Origin of the sequence: Pseudoxanthomonas daejeonensis (assembly GCF_010093205.1) — a bacterium.
In the GTDB taxonomy this organism is placed as follows: Bacteria; Pseudomonadota; Gammaproteobacteria; order Xanthomonadales; family Xanthomonadaceae; genus Pseudoxanthomonas; species Pseudoxanthomonas daejeonensis.
Map to the genome: position 1 here is coordinate 1 of NZ_PDWN01000004.1, position 24,139 is coordinate 24,139.

23 protein-coding genes are annotated in these 24,139 nt (G+C 70.5%); 17 read left to right on the plus strand and 6 right to left on the minus strand.

Annotated elements, in window-relative coordinates:
* From CSC65_RS04830 to CSC65_RS04845, 4 genes are all read right to left on the minus strand, one after another.
* The coding region (locus tag CSC65_RS04830; protein ID WP_162409004.1) for a Slp/YeaY family lipoprotein at positions 1-504 on the minus strand (504 nt) is incomplete at its 3' end.
* A gap of 16 nt (positions 505-520) precedes the next feature.
* On the minus strand, positions 521-2,479 hold the full coding sequence (locus CSC65_RS04835) for a transglutaminase TgpA family protein (protein ID WP_162409006.1): 1,959 nt from the start codon (positions 2,477-2,479) through the stop codon (positions 521-523).
* Complete coding sequence (locus CSC65_RS04840; protein WP_162409008.1) at positions 2,476-3,432, minus strand: DUF58 domain-containing protein; 957 nt, start codon at positions 3,430-3,432, stop codon at positions 2,476-2,478. Before CSC65_RS04840 ends, CSC65_RS04835 begins: the two co-directional genes overlap by 4 nt.
* Positions 3,432-4,388 (minus strand): AAA family ATPase, encoded by a 957-nt coding sequence (locus tag CSC65_RS04845; RefSeq protein WP_162409010.1) that lies wholly within the window; start codon positions 4,386-4,388, stop codon positions 3,432-3,434. Before CSC65_RS04845 ends, CSC65_RS04840 begins: the two co-directional genes overlap by 1 nt.
* Before the next feature lie 44 nt (positions 4,389-4,432).
* On the opposite strand from CSC65_RS04845, the gene CSC65_RS04850 reads away from it, so the two are divergent.
* Genes CSC65_RS04850 through CSC65_RS04860 form a run of 3 tightly spaced genes read left to right on the plus strand, consistent with a single transcriptional unit; the run spans position 4,433 to position 9,219 of the window.
* The gene (locus CSC65_RS04850) at positions 4,433-6,298 is read left to right on the plus strand and encodes an ArnT family glycosyltransferase (RefSeq protein WP_162409012.1); all 1,866 of its coding nucleotides are present in this window, start codon (positions 4,433-4,435) and stop codon (positions 6,296-6,298) included.
* Positions 6,299-6,332: 34 nt separating this feature from the next.
* Entirely contained in the window at positions 6,333-7,370 is a 1,038-nt protein-coding gene (locus CSC65_RS04855) for a glycosyltransferase family 2 protein (RefSeq protein WP_162409013.1), read from the plus strand.
* A 25-nt stretch (positions 7,371-7,395) separates the two neighbouring features.
* Entirely contained in the window at positions 7,396-9,219 is a 1,824-nt protein-coding gene (locus CSC65_RS04860) for a glycosyltransferase 87 family protein (RefSeq protein WP_162409014.1), read from the plus strand.
* Positions 9,220-9,234: 15 nt separating this feature from the next.
* Here CSC65_RS04860 and CSC65_RS04865 read toward each other — a convergent pair whose 3' ends face one another.
* Positions 9,235-9,801, minus strand: coding sequence for a Maf family protein (locus CSC65_RS04865; RefSeq protein ID WP_162409015.1), 567 nt, complete (start codon positions 9,799-9,801; stop codon positions 9,235-9,237).
* 120 nt (positions 9,802-9,921) lie between these two features.
* On the opposite strand from CSC65_RS04865, the gene CSC65_RS04870 reads away from it, so the two are divergent.
* The 14 genes from CSC65_RS04870 (at position 9,922) to CSC65_RS04935 (ending at position 21,914) form a co-directional block, all read left to right on the plus strand.
* Entirely contained in the window at positions 9,922-10,443 is a 522-nt protein-coding gene (locus tag CSC65_RS04870) for a YceD family protein (protein WP_162409016.1), read from the plus strand.
* A gap of 97 nt (positions 10,444-10,540) precedes the next feature.
* Positions 10,541-10,735, plus strand: coding sequence for a 50S ribosomal protein L32 (gene rpmF, locus CSC65_RS04875; protein WP_052629941.1), 195 nt, complete (start codon positions 10,541-10,543; stop codon positions 10,733-10,735).
* A 90-nt stretch (positions 10,736-10,825) separates the two neighbouring features.
* On the plus strand, positions 10,826-11,806 hold the full coding sequence (locus CSC65_RS04880) for a beta-ketoacyl-ACP synthase III (protein WP_162409018.1): 981 nt from the start codon (positions 10,826-10,828) through the stop codon (positions 11,804-11,806).
* A gap of 189 nt (positions 11,807-11,995) precedes the next feature.
* Positions 11,996-12,937, plus strand: a complete 942-nt coding sequence (gene fabD / locus CSC65_RS04885) for an ACP S-malonyltransferase (protein ID WP_162409020.1) — start codon at positions 11,996-11,998, stop codon at positions 12,935-12,937.
* A 69-nt stretch (positions 12,938-13,006) separates the two neighbouring features.
* Complete coding sequence (gene fabG, locus CSC65_RS04890) at positions 13,007-13,759, plus strand: 3-oxoacyl-ACP reductase FabG (protein WP_162409488.1); 753 nt, start codon at positions 13,007-13,009, stop codon at positions 13,757-13,759.
* A 181-nt stretch (positions 13,760-13,940) separates the two neighbouring features.
* Positions 13,941-14,180, plus strand: a complete 240-nt coding sequence (gene acpP, locus CSC65_RS04895) for an acyl carrier protein (protein WP_162409022.1) — start codon at positions 13,941-13,943, stop codon at positions 14,178-14,180.
* Positions 14,181-14,333: 153 nt separating this feature from the next.
* Entirely contained in the window at positions 14,334-15,572 is a 1,239-nt protein-coding gene (gene fabF / locus CSC65_RS04900; protein WP_162409024.1) for a beta-ketoacyl-ACP synthase II, read from the plus strand.
* Positions 15,573-15,702: 130 nt separating this feature from the next.
* Positions 15,703-17,061, plus strand: a complete 1,359-nt coding sequence (locus CSC65_RS04905; protein ID WP_162409026.1) for an aminodeoxychorismate synthase component I — start codon at positions 15,703-15,705, stop codon at positions 17,059-17,061.
* A gap of 36 nt (positions 17,062-17,097) precedes the next feature.
* The gene (gene mltG, locus CSC65_RS04910; RefSeq protein WP_162409028.1) at positions 17,098-18,219 is read left to right on the plus strand and encodes an endolytic transglycosylase MltG; all 1,122 of its coding nucleotides are present in this window, start codon (positions 17,098-17,100) and stop codon (positions 18,217-18,219) included.
* Positions 18,216-18,890, plus strand: a complete 675-nt coding sequence (gene tmk / locus CSC65_RS04915; protein ID WP_162409030.1) for a dTMP kinase — start codon at positions 18,216-18,218, stop codon at positions 18,888-18,890. The genes mltG and tmk overlap by 4 nt, the downstream gene beginning before the upstream one ends.
* Positions 18,887-19,849, plus strand: a complete 963-nt coding sequence (locus tag CSC65_RS04920) for a DNA polymerase III subunit delta' (RefSeq protein ID WP_162409032.1) — start codon at positions 18,887-18,889, stop codon at positions 19,847-19,849. Before tmk ends, CSC65_RS04920 begins: the two co-directional genes overlap by 4 nt.
* Positions 19,846-20,199: a PilZ domain-containing protein gene (locus tag CSC65_RS04925; RefSeq protein WP_162409034.1), complete on the plus strand. Its 354-nt coding sequence runs from the start codon at positions 19,846-19,848 to the stop codon at positions 20,197-20,199. Before CSC65_RS04920 ends, CSC65_RS04925 begins: the two co-directional genes overlap by 4 nt.
* Before the next feature lie 37 nt (positions 20,200-20,236).
* Positions 20,237-20,821: a hypothetical protein gene (locus tag CSC65_RS04930; RefSeq protein ID WP_238390284.1), complete on the plus strand. Its 585-nt coding sequence runs from the start codon at positions 20,237-20,239 to the stop codon at positions 20,819-20,821.
* Positions 20,808-21,914 (plus strand): DUF4380 domain-containing protein, encoded by a 1,107-nt coding sequence (locus CSC65_RS04935; RefSeq protein WP_162409038.1) that lies wholly within the window; start codon positions 20,808-20,810, stop codon positions 21,912-21,914. Before CSC65_RS04930 ends, CSC65_RS04935 begins: the two co-directional genes overlap by 14 nt.
* A gap of 80 nt (positions 21,915-21,994) precedes the next feature.
* On the opposite strand, the gene CSC65_RS04940 is transcribed toward CSC65_RS04935, so the two are convergent.
* Entirely contained in the window at positions 21,995-24,076 is a 2,082-nt protein-coding gene (locus tag CSC65_RS04940) for a 3-hydroxyacyl-CoA dehydrogenase NAD-binding domain-containing protein (protein WP_162409040.1), read from the minus strand.
* Positions 24,077-24,139: the final 63 nt, after the last annotated feature.

The window sequence follows — 24,139 nt, forward strand, 5'->3', positions numbered from 1 at the left end:
CCACGGACCCCACGGGCCCCAAGGCCCCCACGGATCGGAGACGACGCGGATCTCGTTGATCACCGGCCACAGGTAGACCACGTCGGCGGCGATCCGCGGCAGGCGGTAGTCGTATTCGCCGATGCGCACCGAGTCGGTGTCCTGCACGCGACCGACGAAGGTGACTTCGCGACCGGGCGCGAACACTTCCGGATCGTAGAAGCCGGCGCGGCAGGCGACGAAGCGGCCCTGCGCCGAGTCGGCCAGGTTGCTGTCGGGACGGCCGGTGGCGTTGAGCGGCGTGGCCACGACCTGGAAGCAGGTGCTGTCCGGACCGGGCAGGGTCTGCACGATGCGGCCACCCCAGCGCACGCTTGCGCCGATCTGCTGTCCGACGACGGCCTGCTCGGGCGTCACGCCGAGGAACGTTCCCTGCAGCGGTTGGGGCGCGCTCGCGCAGGCATTGAGCAGTGCGAGCGTGGCGGCGGCGAGGGCAATCCGGAATGAAGGGATGCGGGCGGACATGGTGGCCTCCTGATGATCAGGGGCGGTGCCGCTGCAGGTCGTCCAGCAGCTTGCGCATCCCCCCTTGGACTGGAGCGTAGCGCGTTGCAGCGAAACGGTGGCTGAGCGCGAGCAGGGCTTGCCCGCTGCGGGGGTGGGCGGCAGCGACCCGGGTGGCCCAGGCCAGCGCCGGTTCGTGCGCCGGGCGGCCCAGCCCGATCCGGGCGTAGCGACGGCCGAGCCGGTGCCAGGCGCGCAGCAGCGGGTCGCGCTCGCGCTCGCCGCGGGCCAGCAGCCAGACCATGCCCGCCAGGGCGAAGGCGGCGAACGCGATGAACAGTGCCAGCAGCTGCGAAGGCTGCAGCTTGCCCAGGCCCAGCGGGCTCAGCAACGCCTGCTGGCGGGTCGCGTCGAAGCCCAGCACCAGGTCGTTCCAGCCGCGTCGCATCCAGTCGGCCAGGTCGCCAAAACTGCTTACTCCAAGCATTTCCATGCCGCCGCCGGCGTTGGCGGCGCGTTGCTCGAGGGTGTCGTAGATGCGCTCGGGCGCGACCGCGGCGGTGGGATCCACGCGCACCCAGCCGCGACCGTCCAGCCACACCTCGACCCAGGCATGCGCGTCCATGCGCCGCACGATCCAGTAGTCGCCGAACGGATTGCGGTAGCCGCCGGTGTAGCCGGTGACCACGCGCGCGGGGATGCCCGCCGAGCGCATGAGCACGGTGAAGGCCGAGCTGAAGTGTTCACAGAAGCCGCGCCGCGTATCGAACAGGAATTCGTCGACCGCGTTGCGTCCGGGCAACCCGGTGTCGAGGGTGTAGATGAAATCGGCGCGGATCCAGTCCAGTGCGCGGTCGATGATCGCCTGGTCGTTGTCGCCGGCCTCCTGTCGCCACTGGCGGCCCAGGGCACGGGTGCGTGGATCGTGGTCGGGCGGCAGCGCCAGCGCATGCTGGCGCACGGTCGGGCGCAGCTGCACGTCGAACGTGGCCGGCGGTGCCGACTGCAGCTGCCAGCGTGCGGCCACCGACAGCGGGCGCGCGGTGACCAGGCTGAAGCCGTGGCTGAGATGCGCGTCCTGCGGGATGTCGGTGACCAGGTCCAGCGCCGGCAGGTCGCGCCGGTCGGTGGCTTCCACTTCCAGGTCGTAGCTCCAGCGCACCGGGCCGGATTGGACCGGCGGCGGTGGCAGCGCCTCCAGCCAGCGCGATCGGGTCCAGGTGCGGCCGTCGTAATCGAGCAGCACCGGTCCTCGCCAGTACATCTGGTCCACCCGAGGCGTCGCTCCATGGAACTGCGCGCGCATCGCCGGCGTGTCGTCGGCCATCAGGTCGAGCCAGCCGCCCGGGCTCATGCTGTCGGACAGGCCCGGGCGTGCGAGCGCGCGTTCGGGCACGCCCCACAGCGGCGTGCCCAGCCGCGGGAACAGCCAGAACGCGACCAGCGCCAGCGGCAGCCCGATCGCGACCAGCCGCCCGGTGGTGGTCAGGCGCTGCTTCAGCGTCGGCGGTGCGATGCCCGCTTCGAGGTCGGCCAGTCGCTGCAGGGTCAGCAGCCCGGCCAGGAACGCGGCCACTGCGAGCAGCATCACCAGCGGACCCTGGTCGAGCAGGAACGCGGCGAACGGCGCGAACAGCGCGAATCCGACCAGGCTGCGCGCGTCGCGCAGGGTGCGCAGTTCACTGGGCTTGATCGCCAGCATCGCCGCCAGCAGCGCGCAGCCGGTGTCGCGCCCCGGACGCGTGCCCAGTACCGCCAGGACCGCCAGGATCATGGCCAGCGCCAGCACCGCGCGCAGCCAGGCCGGCAGCGGCTTGCGCCAGGCCAGCAGTGCCATCACCGGTGCGGTGAGGCCGAAGCCCAGGCCGAGGCTGGAAGGCAGGTTCAGCAGCAGCGGCAGCAGGGCGAACGCGGCCGCGGCCAGCGCCCAGCCGCGACTGCCGCGGTCCAGCAATACGTGCGCCTGCGCGTCGGAGGTGGCGGTCAGGGCGCTCATGCGTCGGGCAGCAGGGCCAGGGCGCGCAGGCAGGCGTGGTGGTGCTCGGGGCCGCGGCCGGGGCCCAGGTGCGGCTGGCCGGGCAGGCGCAGGCGGTAGCGGCGTCCGTCGCGTTCGGCGAGGTCGACCCATCCGGCCAGGCGCGAGATCCGCGCTTCGTATCCCAGCGTGCGCAGCGTGTTCCAGTCGAGCAGGACGTCCTGCTGCTGCGCGCGTTCGTATTCGCGCACCACCAGGGTGTCGCGGCGCGCGCTGTGCTTCCAGGCGATCGAGCGCGGCGCGTCGCCGCTGCGGTAGGCGCGCAGCTGGTGCGGCTCTTCGCCCTGCGGATGCACGCGGCTGCGCTGCGCGTCGATGCCGGTATCGGGCAGCGGCGGCGGATGGGCTTCGGCGCGCGGATAGACCAGCAGGGGCTGCCGCGGCCACACCCGCGACCAGGCGCGGGCCAGGCCCAGCGGCTGGGTCGTGGACAGGCGGATGCGTCCGGGATCGAGCCAGCCGCGTCGGTGCGTGGGCACGGGCAGGGCGAGCTCGGCATTGCCGTCCTCGCCGGTGCCGGCCCAGCCCACGGCTCCGTCGAGGTCACCGCGCAGGCCGCGCCGGCGCCGGCCATCGCGCGTGGACAGCGCCAGGCGCAACCACGACGTTTCGCCGGCCGCCACCGGTTCGGCGGACATCGCATCGATCTGCAGGCCCGACAGCTGCAGGTGGCTGGCGATCAGGCTGGCCAGGCCGGCAGCGCCCAGCAGCAGGGCGAGCATGAGCGCCGGGTTGTTGTTGTAGTTCAGCGCGCCCAGGCCCATGGCCATGACCAGCAGCGCATAGAACAGGCCGAAGCGGGTCGGCAGCACGTAGATGCGGCGGCGCCCGATCCGCACCGGTAATGGCTCCGGCGCGCGTGGCCGCTCGAACGATTCAAGCCAGGTGCGCAGCTCGCGCCATGCCGCCCGCATCAATCCACCGGAACGGCGTGCAGGACCGCCTTGGCCAGGCTGGTGCCGCTGCCGGCCTCGGCTTCGCCGACCAGGCGATGTCCGGCCACGGCGATGAAGAGGGCCTGCACGTCCTCGGGCAGCACGTGGCCACGGCCCAGCAGCAGGGCGTAGGCGCGCGAGGCGCGCAGCAGGGCCAGGCCGGCGCGCGGCGACAGGCCCACGCGCACGCCCGGATGCTGGCGGCTGCGCGCGAGCAGGGCCTGCACGTAACCGACCAGCGCCTCGCTGGCATGGACCTGTTCGGCGGCCCGACGCAACGCCTGCACGTCGCCATCGGCCAGCACCGGCATGGCCTGTGCGATCAGCTCGCGACGGTCGGCACCGGTCAGCAGCGCGCGCTCGGATTCCGCATTCGGATAGCCCAGCGAGAAGCGCAGCAGGAAGCGGTCCAGCTGCGAATCGGGCAACGGGAAGGTGCCCGACAGGTCGACCGGATTCTGCGTGGCGATGACGAAGAACGGATCGGGCAGGGCATGGGTGACGCCGTCGATGGTGACCTGCTGTTCGGCCATCGCCTCCAGCAAGGCGCTCTGCGTGCGCGGCGGCGCGCGGTTGATCTCGTCGGCCAGCAGCACCTGGGTGAACACCGGCCCGGGATGGAACTGGAACTGGCGCGAGCCGGCCTCGTAGACCGAGACGCCGAGCACGTCGGCCGGCAGCAGGTCCGAGGTGAACTGGATGCGCTGGAACGCCAGTCCGACGGTCGCTGCCAGCGCGTGGGCCAGGGTGGTCTTGCCCAGCCCGGGCAGGTCCTCGATCAGCACGTGGCCGCCGGCCAGCAGGGCGACGAACGCAAGCCGGACCTCCTGCGGCTTGCCCAGCACCAGGCTGTTGACCTGGCGCTGCGCCTGCATGAGCGACTCGCGCAAGGCGTCAGGTAGGATGGTGGTCGAGGGTTCCGCGGACTGCGTCATCGTCTTCCTGCAGTGTGTTTTCGATAGGGAGTGTAGCGGCACAGATGGAGGCTGAGCATCGCGCGCGGCGTGCGTTCATTGCATGGTGGACGCTGGCCTGCGTGCTCAAACTGGTCGTGGCGGTGCGCTTGCCGTTGTTCGTCGACGAGGCCTTCTACTGGCAGGAAGGGCGGCACCTGGCGTCCGCGTATTCGGACCTGCCGGGCATGACCGCGTGGCTGGTGCGCCTGGGCGAGGTGCTGGGCGGCGAGCATCCGCTGGCCCTGCGCATGCCGTTCCTGGTCATGGGCGCATTGCTGCCGTGGTGGGTCGCGCGGATCGGCCGGCGCTGGTTCGGCGCGATCCCGGGCTGGAGGGCCGGCACGTTGGCCGTGCTGCTGCCTTTGCTGGGCATGCTCGGCGTGCTCGCCCTGCCCGACGTGCCGCTCGCCTTCGCGACGGTGCTGTGCCTGCATGCGGGCGCGCGCCTGCTGCACCAGGTCACTCCGTTCGCCGCGCTGGAGCTGGCCCTGGGCCTGGCGCTGGGTGCGCTGAGCCATTACCGGTTCGCAGGCGTGGTCGTGGTCGGGGCCGCGGTCATCCTGTGGCTGCCGCAGGGACGGCGCCTGCTGCGCGATCCGCGGGTGCTGCTGGCGCTGGTAGTGGGGCTGCTGGCGTGGCTGCCGCTGCTGCTGTGGAACCTCGAGAACGGCGAGGCCGGCTTGCGCTTCCAGCTGCTGGACCGGCATCCGTGGACGTTGCATGCAGGCGGCCTGGCCTTCCTGGCGCTGCAGGCCCTGGTGGTCACCCCGTTGCTGGCGTGGGCGATGCTGCAGGCGGCGTTCCTGACCGGATGGAAGCGGCGGCCGGCGCGACCGCAATGGCGTTTCCTGGCCCTGTTCGGGTCGATCGTGCTGGCCGGCCTGTTCGTGCTGGGGTTCTTCGCCGACAGCGAGCGGGTGAGCTTCCACTGGCCGGTGCCGGCCTACCTGGCCCTGCTGCCTGCCGCCGCGATGATGCTGGAAGGCTGGCCGGTGGGCTGGCGCAGGCTGGCGTGGGCGACGGCTGCCGTCGGCCTGCTGGCCGCGCTGGCCTGGTGCCTTGCGGTGGCATCGCCCGCGCTGCGCCAGGAGGCCGCGGGTTCCAAGCACTACCCGCGCAATTTCGCAGGCTGGGAACCGCTGGCCACGGCCGTGCGCGAAGAGCTGGCGGCGATGCCGCCGGACACGCGCCTGCTGGTGGACGATTTCAAGATCGGCGCCGAACTCGGATTCGCATTGGGCGATCCGCATATCGCGGTGCTCGATCATCCCCTCAACCATGCGCATGGCCGCGCCCCGCAGCTGCGCCTGTGGGACCTGCACGTCGGCGACCCGCCGGCAACGCCGGCCCTGCTGGTGCTGGCACCCGGCGACCTGCCTTTCCGGCAGTGGCTGCAGCACTACCACCGGTTGTGCGAGACACTGGGCCCGCTGCCACTGGTGCGCAGCGTGCTGGTTGACCATGGCGCGCAGCGCTTCCTGCTGGTGCGACTGCCACCGGCATCGCAGGCACCGCCTTACCCGGGCGCGTGCATCGCGCCGGCGATGGCCTGGATCGACGCACCCGTGCCCGGGCAGGCGCTGCCGCCGCGGTTCGAAGTGAAGGGCTGGGCATTCAAGGAGGGCGTCGGGCTCTCAAGCGTGGAGATCGTGCTGGACGATGCCGTTGTCGCGCAGGCGCAGTACGGTTCCCTGGCCGACGTCAGCAGCTATTTCCCCGAAGCCACCGACCCGCACCTGCCCCACATCGGCTTCCGCGCGCAGGTCGACCTGCCCGAGAGCCAGGCGGGCCGCCGCTGGCTCGGTCTGCGACTGCACGGTACCGACGGCAGTGTCGAGGAATGGCCCCGGCAGCCGGTGGAGATCGTCCCCGCCGCGGCTGGCAGGTAACATGCGCGCCCAATAGAAGCAGGAGCAGGGCGCGATGCGCAGCGCGGATATCGATTCGCCGGGACAAGGCAGGGCATCGCCCTTGCGGATCGCGTTGCTGGTGCCGTGCCGCAACGAGGCGGCGACCGTCGCCGCAGTCGTCGCCGCGTTCCGCGAAAGCCTGCCCGCCGCCCATTGCCACGTGTTCGACAACCGTTCCGACGACGCGACCGCGGTGCTGGCGCGCGAAGCCGGTGCCACCGTGCACCCGGTGGGCCTGCGCGGGAAGGGCAATGTCGTGCGCCGCGCGTTCGCCGACATCGAGGCCGACGTCTACGTGATGGTCGATGGCGATGCGACCTACGACGCAGACGCCGCGCCCGTGCTGGTGGAGCGGCTGCTGGCGGACGGGCTGGACATGGTGGTCGGCGCGCGGGTCGACCAGGATCCCGCGGCGTACCGTGCCGGCCACCGTTTCGGCAACCGCCTGCTGACCGGCTGCGTGGCGCGGCTGTTCGGCGACAGCTTCGACGACATGCTCTCCGGCTACCGGGTGTTCTCGCGGCGTTACGTGAAGTCGTTCCCGGCGCACGCGGCCGGTTTCGAGATCGAAACCGAGCTTGCCGTGCACGCATTGCAGCTGCGCATGCCGGTCGCCGAATTGCCGACCGCCTACGGGGCGCGTCCGGAAGGTTCGGCGAGCAAGCTCAACACCTACCGCGACGGCGTGCGGATCCTCGCCACCATCGCGCGCCTGTTCAAGGCCGAGCGGCCGTTGCTGTTCTTCTCGATCGGCGCCGGCGCCAGCCTGCTGCTGTCGGTGCTGCTGGCGGTGCCGCTGCTGTTGACCTACCTGGAGACGGGACTGGTGCCGCGCTTCCCCACGGCGATCCTGTGCTCGGCGCTGGCGCTGCTGTCGGCATTGCTGCTGGCCTGCGGCCTGATCCTGGACACGGTGACGCGCGGGCGCATCGAGGCCAAGCGCCTGGCCTACCTGGCGATCCCGGCCACGCGCGGCGCGTTGCCGCAGGCGTCCACGACGCCCGCAGGGCTTCCTGTCGCCGGCACGGTGGCGCCCGATGGGCGGGGTTGAGGTGGGAGGTGCGGTCCGCGGCGGCGTGCGCCGACGCTTCGCAGGAGTGTTCGCCGCGCTCGGACGCACGTTCGGTTTCACCACGCGACGGGGCGTGATCAACGCGACGGTCGTCGTGGCCCTGGTGTGCGGCCTGGTTTCGCTGCTGCGCGGTCAGGATGCGAACTGGGACCTGCGCAACTACCACGTGTACAACGGCTGGGCATTGCTGGAAGGGCGCCTGGGCCTGGACCTCGCGCCGGCACAGATGCAGAGCTATTTCGTGCCGCTGCTGGACGTGCCGTATTTCCTCCTGGTCCAGCATGCGCCGGCCCCCCTGGCCGGCTTCCTGCTCGGCCTGCTGCACGGGCTGGTGTTCCTGCCGGTGGCCTGGATCGCGTGGCGCGCACTCGCCGGCGATCCCCGCCGCGACTGGCTGGCGCCAGTGCTGGGCCTGGCCGGACTGGCCAGCGCCGCATTCCTGTCCGAGCTGGGCAACACCATGGGCGACAACAGCACGGCGCCGCTGGTGCTCGGTGCGCTGGCGCTGACCATGCCGGACGAGGACGGACGTTGGCGCACGCGCGCCGTGGTCGCAGCGGGCGTGCTGCTCGGCATGGCGGTGGCGTTCAAGCTGACCAACGCGATCTACGCCTTCGCGCTGGGTCTGTCGGTGCTGGCCGCGCGCGCGCACTGGCGCGCACGGACCGGTGCCGGCGCAGGCCTGGCCCTGGTCGCGCTGCTGGTGTTCGCGCTGATGGCGGGGCCATGGCTGTATCGCCTGTGGGAGACCTTCGGCAATCCCCTGTTCCCGCAGTTCAACGCATCGTTCCAGGCGCCGTTGGCCCAGCCGGTGGCGGTGGCCGACACGCGCTGGTTGCCGCAAGGCTGGGTCGAAGCGCTGCTGCGCCCGCTGCTGTTCACCGCCAATCCATACCTGGTCAGCGAGATCGCGCTGCTGCAGGTGATGTGGGCCCTGTTGTACGTGGTCGCGATCACCGCGGCGGTGGTCTGGCTGGCGCGCAGGCGTCGCGCATCGGCCGCCGCGGCTTCCGTACCGGCGGGCGCGGGCGTGCGGCGCATGCTCGGGGTGTTCTTCCTGGTCGCTTTCGTGGCCTGGCTGTCGATGTTCAGCATCCACCGCTACCTGGTGGTGCTGGAACTGCTCGCGCCGCTGGTCCTGTGGCTGCTGCTGCATGCCGTTTTCCCGCCGCGCCGGGCGGGACGGATCGCCGCGATCGCGATCGCGGCCGCATCGGCCGTCGCGCTCGCCGGCTGGAACGACTGGGGCCACGCGGGCTGGTCGCGCACCGCATTCCGCGTCGAGGCGCCTACGGCGGCGATGCCGGGAACCGTGTTGCTGGTCGGGGGCGAACCCCAGGCCTGGCGGGTGCCGTTCCTGCCGCCGGGACCGGCCTACGCGTCGCTGGGTTCCAATTTCCCCGAGTCACCCGCGTATGCGGACCGGGTGACCGGAATGATCCAGGCGCGCGGGGGAGAGGTGGGCGTGATCCTGCCGGTGGCGATGGACCGGCGCGCCGAGAGCCTTGGCAGGCGCAACCGCTGGGCCGGCACGCTGGGCCTGGATACGGGCGATTGCAGGGTGATGCGCTGGCTGGTCGGCCGCAGCCGCAGCCTGGTGCTGGTGGAGCCGGCGCAGTCGCCGGGCGGGCGTTGCGAGCTCGCCCAGGCCGCCGGCCGCCGCGTCGATACGGCCAATGCCAACCAGGCGATCCTCGACGAGGCCACGACGGTACTGGCGCGCTACGGGCTGCAGCTGGACGGGGCCGGATGCAAGGTCGTGGACAGCCGGATCGGCGCGCAGTCCCATCCATACCACTGGTGTCGTGCGGTGCCGCTCCCGGGGTGACCCGCGCCGTCGGGATCAGGGCACGGCGTAGCCGGCTTCGCGCAGCAGGCCGGCCAGCGCGATCAGGGGCAGGCCGACCAGCGCGGTGGGGTCGTGCGATTCGATGGCATCGAACAGGCTGATGCCCAGGCCCTCGCACTTGAAGCTGCCGGCGCAGTCGAACGGCTGTTCGGCATCGACGTAGCGCTCGATCTCCGCTGCGGCCAGGGCGCGGAACCGGACCTGGGTCAGGTCCACGGCGACCAGTGCATGGGCGCCGCGGCGCAGGCAGACGGCGGTATGGAAGCGCACCGAACGCCCGCCCATCTCCGTCAGCTGGGCGACCGCGGCGTCCCGGCCCCCGGGCTTGCCCAGGATCCGGCCATCCAGGTCGGCGACCTGGTCGGACCCGATCACCCAGGCTTCCGGGTGCCGGCCGGCGACCGCATCGGCCTTGGCCAGGGACAGGCGGCGGACCAGCTGGGCCGGGCTTTCCGCCCGCAGGGGCGCCTCGTCCACGTCCGGCCGGGCGCATTCGAACGGCAGCCGCAGGCGCTGCAGCAGCTCGCGGCGGTAGGGGGACGTCGAGGCGAGGATCAGCATGGCCGGTCGCGGGGGAGGTGGGCCTAGTGTCGATCGCGGCGGGGTCGTGGGCAAATGCGTTGCGTCACGGGTTTTGTCGGTTTGACAGGGGGCGGTCCGATCCTTAACATTCAGCGGCTTATGTCCGCGGGTGCGTCTGCCGTGCAGGTTCCTGAAACGCTGGATGCCTGGCGGATGGTCGCCGCGAGGCGGCTGTTCGAGGGTCGCATGCCGTTGTCGGCGATGTCCCGGCTGGCCGGAAGCCTTGCCGACACCGCGGGCGAATGCAGCTTCACGCTGGAATTCGGCCAGGACGTGCTGCAGGTACCCTTCGTCGAACTGTCGATCGAAGCGGGACTGCCGCTGCTGTGCCAGCGCAGCCTGGAGCGGTTCGTTTTTCCGGTGAGGACCGTGCAGAGGCTCGGCCTGATCCGCGACGAATCGGAAGAGGCCGCGTTGCCGCCGGGATACGAGCCGCTGCTGGTGCCCGAGGATGGGCAGCTGCGGCCGGCGGAGCTGGTCGAGGACGAGCTCGTGCTTGCCCTGCCGGTGGTTCCGCTGGCGCCGGGCAGCGAGCCGGTCGAGCAGACGTGGTCTGCCGGTGAAGAGGAATTGCAGGCGGCCAGCCCGTTCGCGGCGCTGGTTTCGCTGAAGAAGAAGTAGACGGCCGCGCCGCCGCCGAAGGCGCCCTGGAACGACACCGGCGGGTGGCTTCAAGGTCCCACACACATACGCAATCAAACGAGTTTGGAGCAATCCCATGGCTGTGCAGAAATCCCGTGTCACCCCGTCCCGCCGCGGCCAGCGCCGTTCCCACGATGCGCTGACGGCCAAGCAGCTGGCGACCGACCCGACCACGGGCGAGATCCACCTGCGCCACCACGTCACCGCCGACGGCTACTACCGCGGCAAGAAGGTCATCGCGACCAAGACCTCGGCGGTCGAGGAAGACTGAGCCTGACCCGTCGGGCGCGTGCTGCACGCGCCCGGCCTGCGGTGCATGGAAAATCCCGGCTCCCGCGTGGAGCCTCAAGCGGGAATGCGCATGAGCGAGCGGATCTATTCGCGCATCGCCGGAACCGGCAGCTACCTGCCGGAGAAGGTGGTGACCAACGCCGACCTGGCCAAGCTCGTCGACACCAGCGATGAATGGATCCACTCCCGCACCGGCATCCGCGAGCGCCGGGTCGTGGCCGAGGGCCAGACCTCCAGCGACCTGGGTTTCCAGGCTGCGCTGAAGGCGATCGAAGCGGCCGGCGTATCGGTCGAGGACATCGACCTGATCGTGGTCGGCACGACCACGCCCGACTACGTGTTTCCGTCCACCGCCTGCCTCATCCAGCAGAAGCTGGGCGTGGCCGGCTGCGCGGCGTTCGACGTCAATGCGGCCTGCTCGGGTTTCGTGTTCGCGCTCAGCGTGGCCGACAAGTTCGTGCGCACCGGCACCTCGAAGACCGTGCTGGTGATCGGGGTCGAAACCCTGACCCGGATGGTGGACTGGACCGACCGCACCACCTGCGTGCTGTTCGGCGATGGCGCCGGTGCGGTCGTGCTCAAGGCCGATGCCGAGACCGGCATCCTGTCCACGCACCTGCACGCCGATGGCAGCAAGAAGGACCTGCTGCGCTGCCCCGTGGGCGTGTCCGCCGGATTCAGCGAAAACGAGCCCAACGCCGGCGTGCGCATCCAGATGGCCGGCAACGATGTGTTCAAGCACGCGGTCAAGGCGCTGGATTCGGTGGTCGACGAGACCCTCGAGGCCAACGGCCTGGACAAGCACGACCTGGACTGGCTGATCCCGCACCAGGCCAACCTGCGCATCATCGAGGCCACCGCCAAGCGGCTGGACATGCCGATGGATCGCGTCATCGTCACCGTCGATCGCCATGGCAACACGTCGGCCGGTTCGGTGCCGCTCGCGCTGGACGAAGCGGTCCGGTCCGGTCGCGTGCAGCGCGGCCAGCTGCTGCTGCTCGAAGCGTTCGGCGGCGGTTTCACCTGGGGTTCGGCGCTGCTGCGCTACTGACCGGCGGGCTGACTGCCGCGCTCCGATGGAGCTGCGAACCTGTTTGACGAAGGCCGCGCATTGCGCGGCCTTCCGCTTTTTTGGGCCCGCATGCGGGCATTCGCGTGGTTCGCGCACATACGGCGCGGTACAGACAAACGCGCGGGATCGCCCGTATCATCGCCGCTCTTTCTCGATCTGCGGCTGCGCGTGACCGATCCGACGCTCGCTTTTGTATTTCCCGGACAGGGTTCCCAGTCCGTCGGCATGCTCGCCGAACTGGCCGAGCTGCACCCGCAGGTCCGCGAAGTCTTCGCCGAAGCTTCCGATGGTGCCGGCGTGGACCTCTGGGCGCTGTCGCAGGGCGGCCCGGAAGAGATGCTCAACCGCACCGAATACACCCAGCCGGCACTGCTGGCCGCGGGCATCGCGGTGTGGCGTGCCTGGCAGGCGCAGGGGGGGGCGCAGCCTGCGCTGCTCGCCGGCCACAGCTTGGGCGAGTACACCGCGCTGGTGGCCGCTGGCGCACTGTCGCTGCGGGACGGCGCGCACCTGGTGCGCCTGCGCGGGCAGCTGATGCAGGACGCCGCACCCGCCGGCACCGGCGCCATGGCGGCCGTGCTTGGCGCCGAAGACGCGTTGGTGCTGGAAGTTTGCGAACAGGCGTCCGGCAGCCAGGTCGTCGTCCCGGCCAACTACAACTCGCCGGGACAGATCGTGATCGGCGGCGATGCAGCGGCGGTGGACCGCGCGCTGGCGCTGCTGGCCGAGCGCGGCGTGCGCAAGACGGTGAAGCTGGCGGTGAGCGTGCCCTCGCATACGCCGCTGATGCGCGAAGCCGCCAACCGCCTGGCCGAAGCGATGGCCGGCATGGCCTGGCACGCGCCGGCATTGCCGGTGGTGCAGAACGTCGACGCGCAATCGCATGCCGGACTGGACGCGATCCGCGATGCACTCGTGCGCCAGCTGTACCTGCCGGTGCGCTGGACCGATTGCGTGCAGGCGCTGGGCGCATGCGGCGCCACCCGGGTGGCCGAGTGCGGTCCGGGCAGGGTATTGGCCGGCCTGGCCAAGCGCATCGACAAGTCGCTCGACGCCCGCGCGATCGGCGCGGTCGGCGACTTCGAATCGGCACTGGCCGACTGGCGCTGATACGTTACGCGGCGCCGCGGATCACGCCGCACCGCCACTCCTGGACATACGAGGCCCATCATGAGTTCCATGCCTGTTGACAGCCGGCCCCTCGCCGGCGAGATCGCGCTGGTCACCGGCGCCAGCCGTGGCATCGGCGCGGCCATTGCCGACGAACTGGCCGCGCGCGGCGCGACCGTGATCGGCACGGCGACCAGCGACGGTGGTGCCGAGGCCATCGGCGGTCGCCTGGCCGCCCATGGCGGCCATGGCCGCAAGCTCGACGTCACCGACGCCGGTGCGGTCGAAGCCCTGATCGACGCGATCGGCAAGGAGTTCGGCGCGGTCTCGATCCTGGTCAACAACGCCGGCATCACCCGCGACAACCTGCTGATGCGGATGAAGGAAGAAGACTGGCAGGCGATCCTGGACACCAACCTGACCAGCGTCTATCGCACCTCCAAGGCGGTGATGCGCGGGATGATGAAGGCGCGCAAGGGCCGCATCGTCAACATCGCCTCGGTGATTGGCGCGACCGGCAACGCCGGCCAGGCCAACTACGCCGCGGCCAAGGCCGGGATCATCGCGTTCTCCAAGTCGCTGGCCAAGGAGATCGGCAGCCGCAACGTCACCGTGAATGTCGTGGCGCCGGGCTTCATCGACACCGACATGACCCGCGACCTGCCCGAGGACGCCAAGAACGCCATGCTCGGCCAGATCGCGCTCGGCCGCCTCGGCGAGCCGGCCGACATCGCCCGTGCGGTCGCCTACCTGGCCGGCCCGGATGCCGGGTACATCACCGGCGAAACCCTGCACGTGAACGGCGGCATGTACATGGCCTGACGGCCGGTCGCCAGAACAAGGATTTCAAAAGCCGCGTAAGCTTTTGATCCGGTTGCGGTTGCAGGGCAGTGCCCGCCGCCGCGGCTTTTGACTACACTATCCGCCCTGTGGACAGTGAACCCCGCGTCGACGCATGTCGGCGCATCGTATCGACAACAACTCCGCCTGGAGCAGCAAACCCATGAGTACCATCGAAGAGCGCGTCAAGAAAATCGTCGTCGAACAGCTCGGCGTCAAGGAAGATGAAGTGACCAACAGCGCATCGTTCGTCGACGACCTGGGCGCCGACTCGCTCGACACCGTCGAGCTGGTGATGGCGCTGGAAGAAGAGTTCGAGTGCGAGATCCCGGACGAAGAGGCCGAGAAGATCACCTCCGTCCAGCAGGCGATCGACTACATCAAGGCGCACGTCAAGAGCTGACGCGCGCCGCGCCGCGGACCGTCCAGTGCGGTCCGCGGAGCCGCAGCAAAACCGGGGCCGCTGCGTGCGGCCCCGGGCGCGTCTGGCTCCCTGCCAGCGCGCCGGACGCAACACCGATCCAGAGAATCCGATCCGGAACAGCAGGAGCCCCCTATGAGCCACCGTCGCGTCGTCATCACCGGCATGGGTGCGGTCACGCCCCTGGGCAACGACCTGGCCAGCAGCTGGGATGGCATCGTCAACGGCCGGTCCGGCATCGGTCCGATCACGCATTTCGATTCGACCGGCTTCACCACCAAGATCGCCGGCGAGATCCGCAACTTCGATCCCACCGCTTTCGTGTCGCCCAAGGACGCGAAGAAGATGGAGCCGTTCATCCACTACGGCCTGGCGGCTTCGTTCATGGCCCTGGACGACTCGGGGCTGGTGATCGACGAAGCCAACGCCGAGCGCGTGGGCGCGATCATCGGCTCGGGCATCGGCGGCATCCTCGGCATCGAGGAGCAGACCGCCAAGTATCTCGAGGGCGGCCCGCGCAAGATCTCCCCGTTCTACGTGCCCAGCACCATCATCAACATGCTGCCGGGCCAGCTGAGCATCATCCGTGGCCTGAAGGGCCCCAATTTCTCGGCGGTGTCGGCCTGCGCCACCTCCAACCATTCGATCGGCACGGCGATGCGCATGATCCAGCACGGCGACGCCGACGTGATGGTCGCCGGCGGTGCCGAGCGCGGTTCCTCGCCGACCTCGATGGGCGGCTTCTGCTCGATGAAGGCCATGTCCACCCGCAACGACGAGCCCGAACGCGCCTCGCGCCCGTGGGATGCGGAACGCGACGGCTTCGTGCTCGGTGACGGCGCCGGCATCCTGGTGCTCGAGGAATACGAATATGCCAAGGCCCGTGGTGCGCGCATCTACGCCGAGCTGGTCGGTTTCGGTGCCAGCGCCGACGCCAGCCACATGACCGCCCCGAGCGAGGACGGCGACGGCGCGGCGCGCTGCATGCGCGCTGCGATGCGCGACGCGAAGATCGATCCGTCCGAAGTCGGTTACCTCAATGCGCACGGCACCTCCACGCCGCTGGGCGACCTGGCCGAGACGCTGGCGATGAAGCGCGCCTTCGGCGACCACGCCTACAAGATGATGGTCAGCTCGACCAAGTCGATGACCGGCCACCTGCTCGGCGCGGCCGGCGGCATCGAGGCGATCTTCTCGGTGCTGGCGATCCACGACGGCATCGTCCCGCCGACCATCAACCTGGAGAACCCGGGCGAGGGTTGCGACCTGGACTACGTGCCCAACGTCGCGCGCCAGGCGAAGGTGGATGTTGCGGTCTCCAATGGCTTCGGCTTCGGCGGCACCAACGGCACGCTGGTGTTCAAGCGGATCTGATTGCCCGGGACGCGCAGGCGCGTCCATCACCACCGGGGCTGGCGCCGCCCCGCACGACGGCCACGGTCTTCGCGCGGAACACGGCACCGGCCCCGCGTCTTTTCCGCACCGCACGTCGTACAGGGACACGATGCTCCGCTTCCAACCGCTTCCCGCCGACACCGACCTGCTGGCGCTGCACCGGCAGGCGCCAGCGCGCTATCCGCTGCTGATGGAATCGGTGGCGTCGGGCACCGTGCAGGGGCGCTGGGACCTGCTGCTGGTCGCCGACGGGAGCGGACTGCGCCTCGATGCCGATGGTGTTACCCGCGACCTGGCGGGCGTCGCCCAGGCCGGGACGTTCCTGGAAGCACTCGACGCGCACTGGCAGCAGGCGCGGACGCCGGCCGAAGAGCCACGCTGGCCGTTCCACGGTGGCTGGGCCCTGCTGCTGGACTACGAGCTGGCCGCGCAGGTCGAACCGGTGCTCGCGCTGCCGGCGCGCGCCGCGGGCGGACGTCCTCCGGCGCTGGCGCTGCGCTGCCCGGCGGCCGTGCTGCGCGACCGAGCCAGTGGCGAATGCGTCGCGCTGGCCGAGGAACCGCATGCCGCACTGCTCGATGCCATCGCGTCGGACCTGCGGGCCGCAGGCGACATGCCGGCGTTGCCGTGCTGGCAACCTCCGATCGAGCTCTCGGAGGACGACCCGCAGCGTTTCCTCGATGGCGTCGAGCGCATCCTCGAGTACCTCCGCGCCGGCGACGTGTTCCAGGTGAATCTCTCGCGCAGCTGGCGCGCGCGTTTCGACGCGCCACTGGATCCTGCTGCGCTGTACGCGCGACTGCGCCAGGCCAATCCGGCGCCCTTCGCAGGCCTGTTCGCCGGAGATGGCTGGGCGGTGGCCAGTTCCTCGCCCGAACGCCTGGTGTCGGTGCGCGGCCGCGTGGCCGAGACCCGGCCGATCGCCGGTACCCGCCCGCGGTTCGAGGGCGATGACGATGCCGCGCGGATACGCGAGCTGGTCGGGCACCCCAAGGAGCGCGCCGAGCACGTGATGCTGATCGACCTGGAACGCAACGACCTGGGCCGCGTCTGCGAGCCGGGCAGCGTGCAGGTGGACGAGCTGATGACGGTGGAAAGCTACGCGCACGTGCACCACATCGTCAGCAACGTGCGCGGCATCCTGCGCGAGGACGCCACCCCGGGGCAGGTGATCGCGGCGGTGTATCCGGGCGGCACGATCACCGGCTGCCCGAAGGTGCGCTGCATGCAGATCATCGCCGAGCTGGAAGCCACCCCGCGCGGTGCGTACACCGGCGCGATCGGCTGGCTGGGTCGCGATGGCGACCTGGACCTGAACATCCTGATCCGCAGCGCCGAGGTCCAGGGGTGCGAGGCGGTATTCCGCACCGGCGCCGGGATCGTCGCCGACTCGGTGCCCGGGCGCGAACTGGACGAGACGCGGGCCAAGGCGCGCGGCCTGCTGCGTGCGCTGGAGCCTTGGGCATGAGCAGTGTCGCCACCAGGGTCGGCATGTCGGCGCGGTATGCTGGCCGCCATCGGAATCGAAGAGGTGATCGTGGCTGACGGACGTCGAAGCGCATTGCGCTGGGGGCTGGGGGGGTTGTGCCTGCTGCTGCTCGCCACGGCCGCGGTGGCGGCCTGGGGTTGGGTGCATTACCAGCGCTTCGCCGATGCGCCGGCCGCCAGCGGCGAGACCGCGGCGAGCTTGCGGATCGAGCGCGGCGACGGCTTCGCCACCGTGCTTGGGCGTCTGCGCGAGGCCGGCATCGATGCCGGGCACGACATCGAGTGGCGCCTGCTGGCGCGGCACATGGATGCCGCCGGCCGCTTGAAGGTGGGCGAGTACGCGCTCGATCCGGGCCTGACCCCGCGCGAACTGCTGCAGCGCATGCGCGACGGGCGCGTGGTCCAGTACCGCGTCACCCTGGTGGAGGGCTGGAACTTCCGCCAGGTGCGCGCCGCACTGGCCGCCGCCGATCCGCTGGAACACGAGACCACCGGCATGGACGACGCGGCGCTGATGGCCGCGCTCGACCAGCCGGGCCAGCACCCCGAAGGCCGCTTCCTCCCCGAGACCTACCTGTACCAGCGCGGCGACAGCGACCTGGACGTGTTGCGGCGTGCGCACGCGGCGATGGTGCAGGCGCTGGCGCAGGCATGGGACTCGCGCGCGGCGGATGTTCCGCTGAAGACGGCCGATGACGCGCTGGTCCTGGCGTCGATCGTGGAGAAGGAAACCGGGCAGGCGCACGAGCGCCCGCAGATCGCCGGCGTGTTCGCCCGGCGGCTGCGGCAGGGCATGCTCCTGCAGACCGATCCGACCGTGATCTACGGGATGGGCAGCAGCTATGACGGCAACATCCGCAGGCGCGACCTGACCACCGACACGCCCTACAACACCTACACCCGCGCCGGCCTGCCGCCCACGCCCATCGCCATGCCCGGCCGCGCCGCACTGCAGGCGGCGGTTAACCCGGCGCCCGGCGACGCGCTGTACTTCGTCTCGCGCAACGACGGCAGCCACATCTTCTCGGCGACCTATGCCGAACACCGCGCCGCGGTGGACTGCTACCAGCGCAAGCGTTGCCCGGCCACGCCCGCCGCGACGCCGGCACAGGCACCCGAGGGAGCGCTGCGGCGATGAGCGAGGCGATCCTGGCGCATCCGCGCTTCATCAGCCTGGAAGGCGGCGAGGGCGCGGGCAAGAGCACCGCGATCGCCTCGTTGCGCGACGTGCTGCAAAAGCGTGGGCATGAAGTACTGCTGACGCGCGAACCCGGCGGTACGCCGCTGGCCGAACGCATCCGCGCATTGATGCTCGACAATCGCCAGGCCCTGCGTGGCGATGGCGACGAGGACGAGCCGTTGTCGGCCGAAGCCGAACTGCTGCTGGTGTTCGCCGCGCGTGCCCAGCACGTGCGCCAGGTGATCCGGCCGGCGCTGCAACGCGGCGTGTTCGTGGTCAGCGATCGCTTCACCGATTCCAGTTACGCCTACCAGGGCGACGGCCGTGGCCTGGACATGGGCTGGATCGCGGAACTGGAGCGGCGTGCGGTCGGCCTGCGGCCCGCGCTGACCCTGCTGCTCGACCTGGATGTGCGCGAGGGCCGTGCCCGTATCGCCGGCCGCGACCTGTGGCCGGACCGGATCGAGAGCGAGCAGGACGATTTCTTCGAGCGCGTCCGCGCCGGCTTCCGCCGCCGCGCGGCCGCCGAGCCGGAACGCTTCCGCGTGGTCGATGCCGCGCGCACGCCCGGCGAGGTGGGCGAGGCGGTGGCCGCCGCGCTCATTGCTTGGCTGGAGCGTGCGTCATGAATGAAGCACTGGCACCGTGGCAGCAACGCGTCCACGACCAGGCACTGGCAACGCTGGCCGCCGGGCGCCTGGGCCACGCGCTGCTGCTGTGCGGCCCGTCCGGGCTCGGCAAGCGGGCAGTCGCCGACCGCATGGCCGCCTACGTGCTGTCCGCAGGCGATCCGGTCGCCGAAGCGCGCAACCGGCCGTTGATCGCCGCGGGCACGCATCCGGACCTGCACGTGGTCTCGTTCATGCCCAACCGCGAAGGCACGCGCCTGCGCACCGAGATCGTGATCGAGCAGATCCGCGAGCTCGGCCGGCAACTGTCGCTGACCCCGCAGTACGGCCGCGCGCAGGTCGCGATCATCGATCCGGCCGACGCGCTCAACGGTTCGGCCGGCAACGCGTTGCTCAAGACCCTGGAAGAGCCCGTCCCCGGACGTTACCTGTGGCTGGTGAGTGCGCGGCCGGGACGGCTGCCGGCGACCATCCGCAGCCGTTGCCAGCGCCTGGAGTTCCGCCTGCCGCCACGCGAGGAGGGCCTGGCCTGGCTGCAGGGGCGCGGCCATGCCGCGGCGGCGGCCAGCGACGCGCTGCAGGCCGCGCAGGACCATCCGGGCCTGGCCGACGTGTGGCTGCGCGGCGATGGGCTGGCCTTGCGGCGCGAGGTCGCCGCCGACCTGGGGGCCCTGGAAACCGGCCGGGCCGATCCGCTGGAGGCCGCGTTGCGCTGGAGCGCGGACGAGCGTGCGGTCGAGCGGCTGGCGCATGCCGCCGAACACGTCCGCGACCAGGCCGGCCGTGCCGGCTTGACCGATCCGGACCGATTGCACAAGCTGGCGGCCTGGTTCGACGCCGCCAACCGTGCACGTGAACTGCTGCGCAGCACGGTGCGCGCCGACCTCGTGATGACAGATCTGCTGCTGGCCTGGCGCGACGCATCGCGCCAGCAGGCGGGCAAAGGGGACAACCGATGAGTGCTGCAAGCGGTCGCCAGGGCATCCTGTCGCTGGCGGTGAAAGACAAGGCCGCGCTGTACAACGCGTACATGCCCTACATCCGGCATGGCGGCATCTTCGTGCCCACGCCCAAGCGGTATTTCCTGGGCGACGAGGTGTTCCTGCTGCTGACCCTGCCCGATTCCAGCGATCGCCTGCCGATCGCCGGCAAGGTGGTCTGGGTGACCCCGGCCGGCGCGCAGGGCAACCGCACCGCCGGCATCGGCGTGCAGTTCCCCGAAGGCGCGGAGGGCGAGGCGGTGAAGAACCGGGTCGAGACCCTGCTGGCCGGAACGCTCAACGCGGACAAGCCGACCCAGACGATGTGACCGCCCCTTGAAGGCGATAGCCCGGGAGTAAGCGTCGATGCGTGGATTGATCGCTGTTTTCCTCTCGCTGCTGTCGACGGGCGCCATCGCCGGGCCAGGATTGCAGGTGGCCCTTGCGCCTGATGCCGGATCGCAGGCGTGGTGGATGCACACCACGCTGGTGCCCGGCGGCGATGCAGTCCGTGGCATTCCCCTTCGCGAATTCGATGCCGGCTGGTGCGCCGCCGACGAAATCACGCTCGATGCCTTCCCCGCGGCGATCCGCACCGGTGGCTCGTGGCCGCTGGACCGACTGGACCCGGTGGCTGGGTCCCCGTTCGCGCTGGGCGGCGATTTCGGTGCCGGCGAGCCGCTGGAAGTGATCCTGGGCGCCTACCGGACCTGCTCCGGCGAGACCCGGAACTTCCTCGCGGTGATCGCGCCGGAGCGCAGCGATGCGCGCGTCGTCCAAGTGGAAAGCATCAGTGCCGACAGGGCCGTGTTCCAGTACCTGCGGGCCGATCCGAGTGCCGGTTTCCGCATCTTTTCATGCATGGTCTGCGACGACATGGGCCGGCTTTATCTGTGGAACGCCGCTTCCGGCAAATTCGAAAAGCAGCCCTACATCGATGGGACCGGCTGATACGGCCAGCGCGGCGGGGCGTGCGCATGCCGCCGCCCTGCATCTGCTGCGGCATGTCGCCGTCGTGGTCGCGTGCGTGGCCGGCACTTTCCATCCGGGGTTCGCCATCGCCGCCGATCCCGCACCGTCGCGCCTGCGCCTCGAGAGCGCGCAGCTTCGGATGGAGGTTTCGCCGAGACTCGGCGGGCGCGTGTTGCATTTCTCCCTTCCCGGGGCGCCGAACCTGTTGAAGGTGGGCGAGGCGACGGCGTCGCAACCGGAGCCGCGCGTGGAGGCTGGCGGCGAGAACATCGCCTATCTCGGCCACGAAATATGGGTTGGCCCGCAGGCCGACTGGTGGCGCGACCAGACCCTCAATCCGGCGCGGCGCAAGGCGGCGGCGCAATGGCCACCGGATCCGTGGTTGGCGCATGCGCCTGCGAAGGTGATCGCGCACGACGGCGATCGCCTGGTGCTGGAGGGCGCGGCCAGTCCGGTCAGTGGCGTTCAACTGGTGCAGACGTTCTCGATCGCGGCCGATCGACCCGGTACCGCCGAACTGGCGGTGGAGATGCGCAACATCCGCAAGGTGCCGGTATCGCGCGATATCTGGTTCAACACGCGGGTGCATCCGGAAACGCGCGTGTTCGTGCCGGTGGCGCGCGACGGCAACGGGGTGCGCGTGCGTTCCGATGCCAGCGACGGTTTCGACGGGCTGGTCAGCAGCAGCGCCGACGGCTTGTTCTCGCTGGAACTACTGCCGCCGTCCGAGGGCCTGCATGGCCGCCGCGGCAAAGTGTTCATCCAGCCGCGCGCCGGCTGGATCGCCGGCTTCGCGGCCGGGCAGGCCTTCCTGATCCATTTCGAGCTCGAGCCCCTCGAACGCATCCATCCGGACCAGGGCCAGGTCGAGCTGTACCTGGACTGGCGACCCGGACAGGCCGACACCGGCCTGATGGAGCTGGAGGTGCATGCGCCGTACGCGACGCTGGCAGCCGGGACGTCCACCACCGCGCACGAATGGTGGGTGGTGCGCCGCTACGACGGTCCGGACAGGCGTGATGCGCAGGTCGCCTTCCTGCAGCGGATGCTGGCGGACGCGGACATCGAATAGAGCGGGGCTGGCCCCTCAGCAACCCACACCCGCTGGAGGCGAGCAGCGGCGCAAAGCGCCGCTCCACGCCGCCGCAACGGTTACTCCGGCGCCTGCCGCAGCAGCGGGTTGTCCCAGCCCGGGCGCGGCGCGAAGCGATCACCGTGGCGGGCCTGCAGTGCCTTGAGCCGCTCGAACAGCGCGTCGGCGCCGGTGGCGCGGATATGCTGGATCGGACCCCCGCGGAACGGGGCGAAACCGGTGCCGAAGATCACGCCCGCGTCGAGCAGGTCGGCATCGGCGACCACGCCGTCGTGCAGGCAGGCCACCGCTTCGTTGAGCAGCGGCAGGACCAGGCGGTCCTCCAGGTCCGACGGGGCCTGGTAGCCCGCAGGCGCTTCGGGTTTGACCGCCTTGCCGTTGTCCCACTTGTAGAGGCCCTGGCCGTCCTTCTTGCCGCGCTTGCCCGGTTCGACCGAGGCCAGCGTCGCCGGCACCTGCAGTCCGAGGAAGGGCGACAGTTCCGCGCCCACGCCCTGCGCCACGTCCAGGCCGACCGTGTCGATCAGCTCGATCGGGCCCATCGGCATGCCGAACTTCACCGCGGCCTTGTCGATCACCACGCCCGGAATGCCTTCGGCGTAGGCGGTGGCCGCCTCGAGCATGTACGGGAACAGCACGCGGTTGACCAGGAAGCCCGGGGTGCCGGCGACCGGCACCGGGAACTTGTCCAGCGCCTTGCAGAAGGCCGCCAGCCGCTTGACCACCGCCGGATCGAGGCGATCGTGCTGGACGATCTCCACCAGCGGCATCATCGACACCGGGTTGAAGTAGTGCAGGCCGGCGAAGCGGTCCGGGCGGGCGATGTGTTCGCGCAGTTCGTCCAGCGGGATCGAGGAGGTGTTGCTGGTCAGCAGCGCGTCGTCCTTCATCCGCGGCTCGAGCAGGTGGTACAGGTCGCGCTTGGCTTCCGGGTTCTCGATGATCGCTTCGATCACCAGGTCGGCCTCGGCCACGCCGGCGCCGGCGAGGTCGCCCTTAAGGCGCGCCGCCACGGCATGCCGTTTGCTCTCGTCCTTGACCCGCTTGCCGAACAGTTCCTGCGCACGGCCCAGCGCGCCGTCGATGAAGCGCTGCTCGCGGTCCTGCAGGGTCACCTCGAATCCCTTGTAGGCCGACCAGGCGGCGATGTCCCCGCCCATCACGCCTGCACCGACCACGTGCACGTGGCGGATCCCCGGCGACGGCATGCCGCCGCCATCCTTGCCGCCGAGTCCCTTGAGCCGCTCGGTCAGGAAGAAGATGCGGATCAGGTTGCGCGCGGTCGGACTGCCCGCAAGCTTGACCACCGCCTTGCGCTCGGCGTCCAGGCGCGCCTGGATGCCGCTGCCGCCGGCGCGCTGCCAGACCCCGATCAGCGCATACGGCGCCGGGTACTGGTCCTTCTTCGCCTTGCGCGCGACCTGCTTGGTCATCTGCGGGGCGAGGATCTTCCGCGCCAGCCACGAGTTGGTCGCCCAGCCGGCGAAGCGCTGCTTGAACGGACGCTGCGTGCCTTTCAGCGCCAGCGCCGCAGCGGCGTCCTCGAGCAGGGCCGGCTCGACCACCTTGTCGACCAGCCCCATGCCGCGCGCGGACGCGGCCGACAGCGTGCGCCCGGTGAGCATCAGGTCCATCGCCGCCGGCGCGCCGACCAGGCGGGGCAGGCGTGCGCTGCCACCCCAGCCGGGGAAGATGCCGAGCTTGACCTCGGGCAGGCCGATCCGCGTGGACGGGTCGCTGCTGGCCACGCGATAGTCGCAGGCCAGCGACAGCTCGGTGCCGCCGCCCATGCAGAAGCCGTGAATCGCCGCCACCGTCGGGCAGGGCAGTTCAGCCACCTTCTGGAACACGGCCTGGCCGCGGCGGATGGCGTCGTTGACCGTACCCTTGCGATCGAAGTCCTGGAATTCCTTCAGGTCGGCGCCGGCGATAAAGCCGGAGGCCTTGGCCGAACGGAACAGCACGCCCTTGGGCGGATCGATGGCCAGGCGTTCGACGATGTCGCCCAGTTCGATCAGCACGTCCTGCGAGAGTGCGTTGACCGGGGCCCCCTGGCGGTCCAGCGACAGCACCACGATCCCGTCGTCGCGCTGGGCGGCTTGCCAGTGGCTGAATCGCAGTCCATCGAAGCCTGGGAGCATGGCCTGACCATCCGGTTGTGTATGGAAGAGACCGCTATCATCCCGAGGTTGTTTCCGCTGCGT

Coding starts and splice junctions, on each gene's coding strand:
- CSC65_RS04835 (WP_162409006.1), bottom strand. CDS start 2,479: ATGAGCGCCCTGACCGCCACCTCCGACGCGCAGGCGCACGTATTGCTG.
- CSC65_RS04840 (WP_162409008.1), bottom strand. CDS start 3,432: ATGCGGGCGGCATGGCGCGAGCTGCGCACCTGGCTTGAATCGTTCGAG.
- CSC65_RS04845 (WP_162409010.1), bottom strand. CDS start 4,388: ATGACGCAGTCCGCGGAACCCTCGACCACCATCCTACCTGACGCCTTG.
- CSC65_RS04850 (WP_162409012.1), top strand. CDS start 4,433: ATGGAGGCTGAGCATCGCGCGCGGCGTGCGTTCATTGCATGGTGGACG.
- CSC65_RS04855 (WP_162409013.1), top strand. CDS start 6,333: ATGCGCAGCGCGGATATCGATTCGCCGGGACAAGGCAGGGCATCGCCC.
- CSC65_RS04865 (WP_162409015.1), bottom strand. CDS start 9,801: ATGCTGATCCTCGCCTCGACGTCCCCCTACCGCCGCGAGCTGCTGCAG.
- CSC65_RS04870 (WP_162409016.1), top strand. CDS start 9,922: ATGTCCGCGGGTGCGTCTGCCGTGCAGGTTCCTGAAACGCTGGATGCC.
- rpmF (WP_052629941.1), top strand. CDS start 10,541: ATGGCTGTGCAGAAATCCCGTGTCACCCCGTCCCGCCGCGGCCAGCGC.
- CSC65_RS04880 (WP_162409018.1), top strand. CDS start 10,826: ATGAGCGAGCGGATCTATTCGCGCATCGCCGGAACCGGCAGCTACCTG.
- fabG (WP_162409488.1), top strand. CDS start 13,007: ATGCCTGTTGACAGCCGGCCCCTCGCCGGCGAGATCGCGCTGGTCACC.
- acpP (WP_162409022.1), top strand. CDS start 13,941: ATGAGTACCATCGAAGAGCGCGTCAAGAAAATCGTCGTCGAACAGCTC.
- fabF (WP_162409024.1), top strand. CDS start 14,334: ATGAGCCACCGTCGCGTCGTCATCACCGGCATGGGTGCGGTCACGCCC.
- CSC65_RS04905 (WP_162409026.1), top strand. CDS start 15,703: ATGCTCCGCTTCCAACCGCTTCCCGCCGACACCGACCTGCTGGCGCTG.
- mltG (WP_162409028.1), top strand. CDS start 17,098: ATGCTGGCCGCCATCGGAATCGAAGAGGTGATCGTGGCTGACGGACGT.
- tmk (WP_162409030.1), top strand. CDS start 18,216: ATGAGCGAGGCGATCCTGGCGCATCCGCGCTTCATCAGCCTGGAAGGC.
- CSC65_RS04920 (WP_162409032.1), top strand. CDS start 18,887: ATGAATGAAGCACTGGCACCGTGGCAGCAACGCGTCCACGACCAGGCA.
- CSC65_RS04925 (WP_162409034.1), top strand. CDS start 19,846: ATGAGTGCTGCAAGCGGTCGCCAGGGCATCCTGTCGCTGGCGGTGAAA.
- CSC65_RS04930 (WP_238390284.1), top strand. CDS start 20,237: ATGCGTGGATTGATCGCTGTTTTCCTCTCGCTGCTGTCGACGGGCGCC.
- CSC65_RS04935 (WP_162409038.1), top strand. CDS start 20,808: ATGGGACCGGCTGATACGGCCAGCGCGGCGGGGCGTGCGCATGCCGCC.
- CSC65_RS04940 (WP_162409040.1), bottom strand. CDS start 24,076: ATGCTCCCAGGCTTCGATGGACTGCGATTCAGCCACTGGCAAGCCGCC.